Raw genomic sequence first — 10,433 nt, 5'->3', positions numbered from 1 at the left:
CGATTCCGAGCCGAAGGACGACACCATCGTCACGCGGCCCAGATCGGGATCGTTCAGGGCGCGCCGCAACACCTCGGTCGCGGCGTGATGTTTGTAGCGCTCGTTGAGCAGCTTGGCGCGATCGTCGAGGGTCCCGTCAAGCATCGGCCTGATACAGCGCCGCCTTGAACGGAGCCGCCCCTACGCGACGATACGCATCGATGAAGCGTTCCTCGTCCGAGTCGCGCAGGTCCAGATAGGTGTCGATCAGCCGGTCGATGGCGCCCACCACTTCCTCGGCCGGGAAACCTGCGCCGGGCTTCTGGCCAATGGCGGGAATGTCATAGCCATCGCCGCCCAGCGTGATCTGGTAGTTCTCGACACCGGCCCGGTCGAGGCCGAGGATGCCGATATGGCCCAGATGGTGATGACCGCAGGCATTGATGCAGCCCGAGATGCGGATGTCGATCTTGCCGATCTCGCTCTCGATATCGCGGGCGCGGAAATGCTCGGCGATCTCCTGCGCGATCGGGATCGAACGCGCGGTGGCCAGCGTGCAGTAATCCATGCCCGGGCAGGCGACGATATCGCTGATCAGCCCGGCATTGGCGGTCGCGAGACCCGCGGCCCTGAGTTCCTGATAAAGCGCATGAAGGTCCGACTTGTGGACATGCGGCAGGACGACGTTCTGGTCATGGCTGATGCGCAGGTCGTAATGGCCATAGCGCTCGGCCAGGTCGGCCAGCAGGCGCATCTGCTCGGCCGAGGCGTCGCCTGGTGTCTGGCCCGGCGCCTTGAAGGTCACCATGACGCTGGCATAGCCCGGCGCCTTGTGGGCCGAGAGGTTGGTATCGGTCCAGCTGCGGAAGCCCGCATTCGCGGCGCGCTGCGCCTCGAAATCACCCTCTCCCTCATCGCGGAAGGCGGGGGCGGCAAAGACAGCCCGGAACTCCTCGACCAGATCCTGATCGATACCGGTGAAGGTGGCACGGCGGCTCTCGAACTCCTGCTCAATCTCCTCGCGCATGACGTCGAGGCCGCGCTCGGCCACGGTGATCTTGATCCGGGCCTTGTATTTGTTGTCGCGGCGACCCGACAGGTTGTAGGTCGAGATGATCGCCTCGACATAGGGCAGCAGATCGGCCTCGGGCAGGAACTCGCGGACGACCTGGCCCAGCAGCGGGGTGCGGCCAAGGCCGCCGCCGATCCAGACCTGAAAGCCCAGCTCACCCTTGTCGTTCCGGCGCAGACGCAGGCCGATGTCATGGGCGGCGATGACCGCGCGGTCCTTCTCGCCGCCGGAGATGGCGATCTTGAACTTGCGCGGCAGGAACTGGAATTCGGCATGGTCGGTCGACCAGGTGCGCAGCAGCTCGGCATAGGGGCGCGGATCGGTCACCTCATCGGCGGCGGCACCGGCATAGGCGTCCGTCGTCACGTTGCGGATCGTGTTCCCCGAGGTCTGAATGGCATGGAGGCCAACATCGGCCAGCGCGTCCAGCATGTCGGGAATGTCCACGAGCGTCGGCCAGTTGTACTGGATGTTCTGGCGCGTGGTCCAATGGCCATAGCCCTTGTCCCATTTCTGGGCCAGCAGCGCCAGCGTGCGCATCTGGTCGGGGCTGATCGTGCCATAGGGAATGGCGACGCGCAGCATATAGGCATGAAGCTGCAGGTAGACGCCGTTCATCAGCCGCAGCGGGCGAAACTCGTCCTCGGTCAGGCTGCCGTCGAGCCGCCGGGCAACCTGCTGGCGGAACTGCTGCGCCCGGTGGCGCAGGTATTCGTTATGCTGGGGGCGGGCGTCAAACATTACTGGCCTCTAGATCGGCTTGCTTGCCATGGAAGTAGTTGGACGGGCCGCGCCGGCGAAACGCCTCGCGGAAATGGGTGGGCTCGGGGCGACCGTCGGTGCCGCGCTTCGCCTCGGCCAGATAGGGACCGACGACGACGTTCGCCTGCCCCATCGCCTCGAGCATGGCGAGATCGGCAATCGCCTCGTCCTCGAAAAGCTGCGCCTCGCGCGGGTCGGAGGTCCAGCCCCCTTCACGCATCCACACGCAATGGCCCATGCGCAGGTCATTCGCGGTGATGACGGCGGGTCGTGCTTGCGTCGGAGTGAAGGTCTTGGACATGGCCTGTGCCTTTCGGGATGTGTTCCTGATATATAGAAAAATCTCCCCCATATTGACGAGTGGGGTGGAAAAATAAGAAACGTGTTCCAGCCATATGCCGCGCAAACAGGACCAGATTTTCCGATGAGCCAAGACAGACAAACTCCCATCCGGCTGGACGATACTGATCGTAAAATCCTGTCCCTGCTGCAGGAGGACGCGACCCTGTCGCTGGACGACATTGCCGCCCGGGTGGGGGCCTCGAAGACCCCGGTCTGGAACCGGATTCGCAAGCTGCGCGAGGCCGGAGTGATCCGCGGACAGGTCGCGCTGCTCGACCCGGATTCGCTGGGGCTGGACGCCTGTTTCTTCGTGCTGATCCGCACCAGCGAGCATGACCCGGACTGGGCGCGGAAATTCCTGACAGCGGTGCGCGCCCGCCCCGAGGTGATCGAGGCGCACCGGCTTGCCGGCGATATCGACTATATCCTGAAGGTCCGGGTCAGGAACGCCCGCGCCTATGACCGCTTCTATCAGGCGCTGATCTCAGAGGTGAAGATCCACAACGTGACCGCGCTTCTGTCGATGGAGGAGTTGAAGGCGACGACCGCGCTCCCCCTCGACTGATCACGCCCGTGGCACGGCCGCGGGGGGTATTTGGAAAACGGTGAAGGGCAGACGTCGCGCCAGAAATCACCCCTCGCGGGCGCGGGCCAGGGCGAGCGGCAATTCCTCGGCGAGGATGTCGAGTTCCTCGGCAGGACCGCAGGAGATGCGAATACAGCGATCCATCGGAGCGGTGCCGGGCATCCGGGCGAAAATGCCCCGACTTTCGAGCGCGGCGAGGACGCGGCGGGCGAAGGCGCCGTCATGGCCGCAATCGATCGCGACGAAATTCGTGGCCGAGGGCAGCGCCACAAGCCCGTTTGCCTGCGCGATTTCCGCGATGCGCAACCGGGCCTCGGCGACTTTCTCGCGGGTCCGGGCCAGCCAGTTACCATCCGCCAGCGCGGCAAGCGCGCCGATCTGGGCAATCCGGTTGATGCCGAAATGGTTGCGGATGCGGTCGAAGCCCGCGATGAGCGGCCTGGGCCCGATCGCATAGCCGATCCGCGCACCGGCCATGGCATAGGCCTTGGAGAAGGTGCGAAAGCGGACCACGCGCTCGTCCTCGGGATCAATGCGGGGGATGGCATCACCCGGCGCGAATTCGGCATAGGCTTCGTCGAGGACGAGAAGCGTGCCCTCCGGCAAACGATCAAGCATCGCGGTGACCGTCGCGCCCGGATGCCAGCTTCCCATCGGATTGTCCGGGTTGGCGAAATAGACGAGCCGCGCCCCGGTATGCCGGGCTGCTTCGAGAAGCGCCTCCGGGTCTTCGGCATCATCCCGATAGGGCACCTTGTGGAGCCGTCCGCCGAAGCCCGCGACGTGATAGTTGAACGTCGGATAGGCCCCTTCGGAGGTCACGACAGTCTCGCCCGGTGCTACCGTCAGTCGGACCAGCAGGCCCAGCAAGCCGTCGATGCCCTCGCCCAGCATGATATTGGCCGGGTCGATACCATGATGCGCGGCCAGCGCCTCGCGCAGCTCGTAGCTGTCGGGATCACCGTATTTCCAGACCTCGCTCGCGGCGCGCGCCATGGCTTCCACCGCTTTGGGTGAGGGGCCGAAGCCGTTCTCATTGGCTCCGAGCCGCGCGCGGAAGGCAGCGCCGCGGCGCCGCTCCAGCGTTTCAGGGCCGGTAAATGGAACCGAGGCCGGCAGGGCATCGGGGATCGGGGCAAAGCGAAGACGTGTCATGGCCGAACCAGAACCTGAAACCGACGGTCCTTGCAAGGGGTCTCGTTCGGCCCCGCGCCTCGCCCTTTCACCGTTTTATAAATACCCATTCGCAACGGCGAAACCGCGGCGCTTCAGATCCTGCCCCGCTTCGGCACGGGATCCTCGCCGCGGATCATGCGGCGATCCTCGTCCATCTCCAGCCACATCGCGTTCAGCACGGCAAATCCCGCAGCAAGCGGCAGGCCGAGGATCCAGGCGAAATACCACATGTCGGCATCTCCTCAATAAGCGTGGCGTTCGGGATCCTCGACATCCTCCGGGGTGACCTTGCCCCAGAGCACGCGATAGACCCAGGCCGTATAGGCCATGATGATGGGCAGGAAGATCAGCCCCACGACCAGCATCACGAACAGCGTCAGATGCGAGGAAGAGGCGTCCCAGACCGTCAGCGAGCTGTTGGGCTCGGTCGACGAGGGCAGGATGAAGGGAAACATCACCAGCCCGACCGAGGAGATCATCCCGAAGATCGCCATCTTGGACCAGAGCAGCGGCGAGACCTCCCCCCCGGTCGAGAGCGCGCGCCGGGCCATGAAGGTTCCGACAAAGCCCATGACCGGTGCGATGATGATCCAGGGCCGCAGCGCATAGGCCGCAAGCCAGCTGCCCGATCGCGTGACCTCGGACAGGAGGGGGTTGGACGGCCCATCATGTGGCGGTTCGGTGACGAATGCATAGCCGCTGATCCCGAAGGCCAGCCACAGCCCGGCCAGCGCATAGCCCGCCAGCACGATCAGCGCCGCCGTCTGGCCAAAGGCGCGGGCGCGCGACTGAATCTCGCCCGTGGTTTTCAGGACCAGCCAGCCCGCGCCATGCATGATCAGCATCGACAGCGACACGATCCCGCAGAGCAGCGCGAAGGGTCGCAGCAGCCCGAAGAGCTTGCCGAACAGCCCGCCCTCATAGATCGGCATCAGGTCCGGGGTCAGGTGGAAGGGAACGCCCAGCAGGACATTGCCGACCGCCACGCCGAAGAGCAGCGCCGGCAGCGCGCCCCCGACAAAAAGCGCCCAGTCCCAGAAATTGCGCCAGGCCGGATCGTCGCGCTTGCTGCGATATTTGAAGCCCACCGGACGCAGGATCAGCGCAACGAGGATCAGGAACATCGCGAGGTAGAAACCCGAGAAGCTGACCGCATAGAGCGGCGGCCAGGCCGCAAAAATCGCGCCGCCGCCAAGGATGAACCAGACTTGGTTCCCCTCCCAGACCGGGCCGATCGTGTTGATGACGACGCGACGCTCGGTATCGGTCCTGGCGACGAAGGGCAGCAAGGCCCCGGTCCCCATATCGAAGCCGTCCGTCAGGGCAAAAGCGATCAGCAGCACCCCGAGGAGAAGCCACCAGACCACGCGCAGGAATTCGAAGGGCACAAGCTCGAACAGGATCATTTGCGAACCTCCGCTCCGGCGGTCAGCAGCGCCTCGTGCCGCTCGACCCATGCCCTTGTATATTCGACATCCTCATGCGGGCCTTTTCGGATGTATTTGAACATCAACCCCATCTCGACGACGAAAAGCGCCGAATAGAGCAGGAAGAAGCCGCATAGCGTCAGCGCCACCTCGGCCACGCTGAGATGGCTGACCGAAAGCGCGGTCGGCAGCACCTCGGCCACGGTCCAGGGCTGGCGGCCGTATTCGGCGACGATCCAGCCCATTTCGGCGGCGATCCAGGGCGCGGGGATCATGATCACCCCAAGACGCAGCGACCAGCGCGGAAAGCTCATCCGCCGGAACGAGGCCCGCCAGAAGAAATAGGCCATGGTCGCGATGAAGCAGAAGCCCAGCCCGGCCATGATCCGAAACGCCCAGAAGATCGGCCAGACGGTCGGCACGGTATCCATCGCGGCCTGCTGGATCTGCGCTTCCGTCGCCTGACGGGGATCGTCCAGATAGCGCTTCAGCAGCAGGGCGTGGCCAAGGTCGTCGCCATGCTCGCGGAATTGCGCAACCAGCGCAGGATCGACGCCCGTGCCGCGCTGGTCCTGCATCTGCATCAGCAGGTCATAGGCGATGATGCCGTTGCGGACCCTCGCCTCGGCCTCGCGCTCAAGCTCATAGATGCCGGGGATTTCCTGTGTCAGCGAACGCGTGCCGATGATGCCCATGACATAGGGAACATGGATCGCCCATTTCGTCTCCCGCGCTTGCTGGTCGGGCCAGCCGAATACGGTGAAGCTCGCGGGGGCGGGCTCGGTTTCCCACATGGCCTCGATCGCGGCCATCTTCATCTTCTGGTTCACGCCGGCGCTATAGCCGGATTCGTCACCCAGCACGACCACCGACAGCGCCGAGGCAAGGCCGAAAGCCGAGGCCACCGCGATCGAACGCCGCGCAAGATCGACATGGCGCCCACGCAGCAGATACCAAGCCGAGACGCCCAGCACGAAGACCGAGGCCGTGACATATCCCGCGCTGACGGTATGGACGAATTTTGCCTGAGCGACCGGGTTGAATACCACGTCGAAGAAATTGAGCATCTCCATCCGCATCGAGATCGGATTGAACTCTGCCCCGACCGGAAATTGCATCCAGCCATTCGCGATCAGAATCCAGAGCGCCGAGAAATTCGACCCCAGCGCGACCAGCCAGCCGACAACGAGGTGCTGGCGCTTGGAAAGTTTCTCCCAGCCAAAGAACCAGAGGCCGACAAAAGTGGCTTCGAGGAAAAAGGCCATCAACCCTTCGATCGCGAGGGGGGCGCCGAAAATGTCTCCGACATAATGCGAGTAATATGCCCAGTTCATGCCGAACTGGAATTCCATCGTGACGCCCGTTGCGACGCCAATGGCGAAGTTTATCCCAAAAAGCGTGCCCCAGAACTTGGTCATCTGGCGCCAGATGGGACGGTCGGTCATCACATAGACCGTCTCCATGATTGCAACGATGACCGAAAGTCCGAGCGTCAGGGGAACAAACAGAAAATGAAACATTGCCGTTGCGGCAAATTGCAGGCGGGAAAGTTCGACAACTCCGAATTCCATGGCTCTCTCCTCGGTACGGGAAAAAGTCTATTCCAGATCCAGAACTTGAGTAGCTATATCGAGGTCGCAGTGACGATGTGACGCAACTACGATCGGAATATCGCACGATAACAATCGTATTGCAGTCATTATCTGTTCGGCAAGCGCGTCATCCATGCCCTCGGTGGGCTCGTCCAGCAACAGTATGGCCGGGCGTTTCAGCAGGGCGCGGGCCAATGCGACCCGGCGGGCCTCGCCCCCGGAAAGCGGCGCGCCTCCGTCGGAAAGCCGCAGGTCGAGGCCGCCCGGCAAGTGGTCAAGCCGCATCGCGGCCAGCATCTCGCCCATCTCGGCCTCGGTTGCGCGGGGGGCGGCCAGCGCCAGATTCTCGCGCAGGGTTCCGGCGATCAGCGCGCTTCGCTGCGGCACCAGCATCAGGACCGAGCGCAACTCGCCCTCGGGCCAGTCCTCGACCGGACGCCCGCCCAGGGTGATCCGATGCCCCTCCGGCGGAAGCAGTCCCGCGATCCGCGCAAGCAGGGTCGATTTCCCCGCCCCGCTGGGGGCCGAGATGCCCAGCACCTGCCCCGGTCCCAGCAGGATCCCGTCGACGGCCAGAGGCAGCGCCACCGGCGCCTCGCCGGCAGGCTCCGGCTGCGGGGCATCCAGCACCGGGGCAACCCGCGCCGCCGCATTGCGGATACGCCCCCAATCGCTGACCGCGCGCCTGAGCGGCGCGACCACCTCGGCCAGCGCGAGCGCCGCGAAAAACCCCATGGCGGCCAGCGCGGGGCCAAGCGTGCCGTCGAGCACGCCCTTCGCCCCCAACACCAGCGCCCCGGCCATCGCGGCAAGGCGGCCGGTTTCCTGCAACAGCGCGATGCCGCGCTCGGTCGCCTCGGCCTCGCGGGTCTGCTCCGCCGCCCGCGCCTCGGCCGCCATCGCCAAGGCAAGTTGCGCTTCCAGCCGGCCGTAGACCAGCAGGTCGTCGCGGGCCGCGACCAGATCCAGCGCATGGCTGCGAAAATCCTGCTCGGCCTCGTCAAGCCCGGTCGCGACCCGCATCGAGCGCCGCACCCCCCAGAGGATCGACACCAGCGCCGCCGCGAGGTGGCAGCCGCAGATCCACAGCGCCAGCCTCCAACCCGCAACGGTGCCGATCAGCAGAAACGCCAACGCCATGACCACGACTCCGGCAAGGCCCGGCAGCACCAGCCGCAGCGGCAACCCGTCGAGGATGTCGGTATCGCTCACCACCCGCGCCAGCGCGGGCCCGCGCCTCAGCCGCAGCATCGACCGCCAGGGCAGGGTCGAAAGGCCCGCCAGAACCGCCCCACGCAGGCCCACGACAGCGCGCAGGGTGGCGTCATGGCCCAGGATCCGCTCGCCATAGCGGGCCGCGGTGCGGATCAGCGCCAGCCCCCGGACCGAGGCCGCGGGGCGAAACACGTCAAAGGCGACGCTGCCCCCGGCATAGCCCGCCAGCCCGGCCAAGGCGGCGGCGCTGATAAACCAGCCCGACAGCATCAAAAGGCCCACGCCCGCCAGAACCACCAGCACCGCCAGCAGCATGGCCCAGCCCATGGCCGATGAGGCCGCCATCACGCGCCAGACCCGCCGCATCACGGACCCCCGACCGGGTATTCGCGCCCGATCGCCCGGACCAGCGCGGCATCATGGGTGGCAACCACCAGGCCCGCCCCGGCCCGATGCGCGGCAAGCAGGCCCCGCGTCACGTTGGCCGCGGTCTCGGCATCCAGATCGGCGGTCGGCTCGTCGGCAAGGATCCAGACCGGCCCCCCGTAAAGCGCGCGCGCCAGCGTCAGCCGCCGCGCCTCGCCGCCAGAGAGACCCGCCCCCCGCTCGCCCAGCCGCGTCGCCAGCCCCTCGGGCAAGCCCTCGACCAGATGGCCGGCAGCCGCCCCGGCCAGCGCCGCGTCCAGATCGCCCTCGCGCCCCAGCCGCAGGTTCTCCTCAAGGCTCGCGTCAAGGAAATGCACCCGCTGCGGCATCCAGCCGATCCCGCCTCGCACCGGCCGGCGCACCTCGCCCTGTTCCGGCATCTCCAGCCCGGCGAGAATACGCAGCAAACTGGTCTTTCCGGCCCCGCTCGGCCCTGTCAGCGCCAGCGCAGCGCCGGGGGCAAGGCTCAGGTCGGAATAATCAACCCCGCGCAGCGACACGCCACGCAGCAGGATCCCTCCGGCCATGCCGTCACCGGGCAGCATCTCGCCGTCCTCCATCTCGCCCAGCATGGCCGAGGCAGCGGCCTCCGCAGCGGCACGGTCATGCCAGAGCGCGGCAAAATCACGCAGCGGCTGAAAGAACTCCGGCGCGATCAGCAGCAGGAACAGCGCCTGCCGCGTCCCGAGCGGCCCGCCCCAGGTTCCGAAACCGATCTCGCCCAGGACGGAAAATCCGCAGAACACCGCCATCATCGCAATGCCCAATGCCGCGAACAGCTCCAGCACGGCCGAGGAGAGAAAGGCGATGCCCAGCACCCGCATCGTGCGCCCCCGCAAGCGGTCCGCCGCACGCGCGAAACCCTCGGACAGCGCCGCCGTCGCGCCCAGCAGCCGGATATCGGGCAAGGCGCCGACCCGGTCGGCCAGCAGGGCGCCCATATTGCCCATCTCGCCCAGCTGCGCACGGCTGGCGCGCCCTGCCGCCTGCCCGATCAGGATCATGAAGACGATGATCGCAGGCCCCGCGATCAGCAGGATCAACCCGCCCGCCCAGGCGGTCACGAACGCCGCCAGCAGAACCACCAGCGGCACCGCCAGCGTCCGGTCGCGGACCAGAGCATTGCGCGCCGCGAAGACGCCCAGCAGGGCAAGCTGGTCGCCGGCCAGGGACACGATCGCCCCGGCCCTGCCCTTGCGGGCCCGGCGCGCGACATGGTCGAGCAGCTCTCTCCTCAGCCGGCCAAGCGCCTGCCGCGCGCTGCCCTGCGCCAGACGCTCGGCGCCCAACGACAGCCCGAGGCGCAGCAGCCCCAGCCCCAGCAGCAGCCAGACCGCGCCCACCCGCGCCTCGCCCCGGTCGATCAGACCGGCAAGGAACCCGGCTACGATCCAGGCCATCGGCAGCCATGTCAGCCCCGCCAGCACCGACAGCAGACTCGCCCGGCGCAGCGCCCGCGCCTCGGGCCGGAGCAGCCGGGCCGCGGCCCCCCCGGCCATGCCCCGCCCCGCGCCTGCCGCGCCGTTTCTTCGTTCGGAAAATACTCCGGGGGAGTCGCGCGGAACGCGCGGCGGGGGCGGCGCCCCCATGGCCTCGCCCTCTCAGAATGCCTTGAAGGTCATCGTGGTCAGCGTGCGGCTGATATGCGGGATGTCGAACAGGTTCTCGGCAAGGAACATGCCGACATCCTCGCCCTCGGGGATATAGATTTTCGCGATCAGGTCGTATTCGCCCGAGGTCGAGTAAAGCTCGCTGACGATTTCCCGGTCATAGATCGCATCGGCGACCTCATAGGTCTTGCCGGGCGTGCAACGGAACTGGACAAAGACCGGGCGCATCGCGAGACTCCTTGGCTT

At 66.3% G+C, this 10,433-nt stretch carries 10 protein-coding genes and 1 pseudogene; 1 reads left to right on the top strand and 10 read right to left on the bottom strand.

Annotated features, from left to right (window positions below; translation table 11 throughout):
• From VNQ78_RS21530 to VNQ78_RS21520, 3 genes and pseudogenes are all read right to left on the bottom strand, one after another.
• Nucleotides 1–144, bottom strand: a pseudogene (locus VNQ78_RS21530) (phosphoadenylyl-sulfate reductase); the annotation flags it as partial.
• Entirely contained in the window at nucleotides 137–1,792 is a 1,656-nt protein-coding gene (locus VNQ78_RS21525; protein ID WP_325694190.1) for a nitrite/sulfite reductase, read from the bottom strand. The pseudogene VNQ78_RS21530 and the gene VNQ78_RS21525, both read right to left, overlap by 8 nt.
• Complete coding sequence (locus tag VNQ78_RS21520; protein WP_325694187.1) at nucleotides 1,785–2,114, bottom strand: DUF2849 domain-containing protein; 330 nt, start codon at nucleotides 2,112–2,114, stop codon at nucleotides 1,785–1,787. The genes VNQ78_RS21525 and VNQ78_RS21520 overlap by 8 nt, the downstream gene beginning before the upstream one ends.
• Before the next feature lie 123 nt (nucleotides 2,115–2,237).
• Between VNQ78_RS21520 and VNQ78_RS21515 the strand changes: the two genes are divergently transcribed.
• A complete protein-coding gene (locus VNQ78_RS21515; protein ID WP_325694185.1) occupies nucleotides 2,238–2,720 on the top strand; it encodes an Lrp/AsnC family transcriptional regulator in 483 nt (160 codons plus the stop codon).
• A 66-nt stretch (nucleotides 2,721–2,786) separates the two neighbouring features.
• Here the strand turns inward: VNQ78_RS21515 and VNQ78_RS21510 are convergent, their stop codons facing one another.
• The 7 genes from VNQ78_RS21510 to VNQ78_RS21480 form a co-directional block, all read right to left on the bottom strand.
• Nucleotides 2,787–3,896 carry a pyridoxal phosphate-dependent aminotransferase gene (locus VNQ78_RS21510; protein ID WP_325694183.1) on the bottom strand — a complete coding sequence of 370 codons (1,110 nt, stop codon included), beginning with the start codon at nucleotides 3,894–3,896 and terminating at the stop codon, nucleotides 2,787–2,789.
• A gap of 113 nt (nucleotides 3,897–4,009) precedes the next feature.
• Nucleotides 4,010–4,147: a cytochrome bd-I oxidase subunit CydX gene (gene cydX, locus VNQ78_RS21505; protein WP_325694180.1), complete on the bottom strand. Its 138-nt coding sequence runs from the start codon at nucleotides 4,145–4,147 to the stop codon at nucleotides 4,010–4,012.
• Between the two features lie 12 nt (nucleotides 4,148–4,159).
• Nucleotides 4,160–5,323, bottom strand: coding sequence for a cytochrome d ubiquinol oxidase subunit II (gene cydB, locus VNQ78_RS21500; protein ID WP_325694178.1), 1,164 nt, complete (start codon nucleotides 5,321–5,323; stop codon nucleotides 4,160–4,162).
• The gene (locus VNQ78_RS21495; protein WP_325694176.1) at nucleotides 5,320–6,915 is read right to left on the bottom strand and encodes a cytochrome ubiquinol oxidase subunit I; all 1,596 of its coding nucleotides are present in this window, start codon (nucleotides 6,913–6,915) and stop codon (nucleotides 5,320–5,322) included. Before VNQ78_RS21495 ends, cydB begins: the two co-directional genes overlap by 4 nt.
• Nucleotides 6,916–6,942: 27 nt before the next feature.
• Nucleotides 6,943–8,517: an amino acid ABC transporter ATP-binding/permease protein gene (locus VNQ78_RS21490; RefSeq protein WP_325694174.1), complete on the bottom strand. Its 1,575-nt coding sequence runs from the start codon at nucleotides 8,515–8,517 to the stop codon at nucleotides 6,943–6,945.
• The gene (locus VNQ78_RS21485) at nucleotides 8,517–10,076 is read right to left on the bottom strand and encodes an ABC transporter ATP-binding protein/permease (protein WP_325694171.1); all 1,560 of its coding nucleotides are present in this window, start codon (nucleotides 10,074–10,076) and stop codon (nucleotides 8,517–8,519) included. The genes VNQ78_RS21490 and VNQ78_RS21485 overlap by 1 nt, the downstream gene beginning before the upstream one ends.
• A 102-nt stretch (nucleotides 10,077–10,178) precedes the next feature.
• Complete coding sequence (locus VNQ78_RS21480; protein WP_325694168.1) at nucleotides 10,179–10,415, bottom strand: Lrp/AsnC ligand binding domain-containing protein; 237 nt, start codon at nucleotides 10,413–10,415, stop codon at nucleotides 10,179–10,181.
• Between the last annotated feature and the right edge of the window lie 18 nt (nucleotides 10,416–10,433).

Origin of the sequence: Paracoccus sp. (in: a-proteobacteria) (genome assembly GCF_035556475.1) — a bacterium.
Classification (GTDB): domain Bacteria; phylum Pseudomonadota; class Alphaproteobacteria; order Rhodobacterales; family Rhodobacteraceae; genus Paracoccus.
This window is presented reverse-complemented; position numbering and strand designations above follow the sequence as displayed.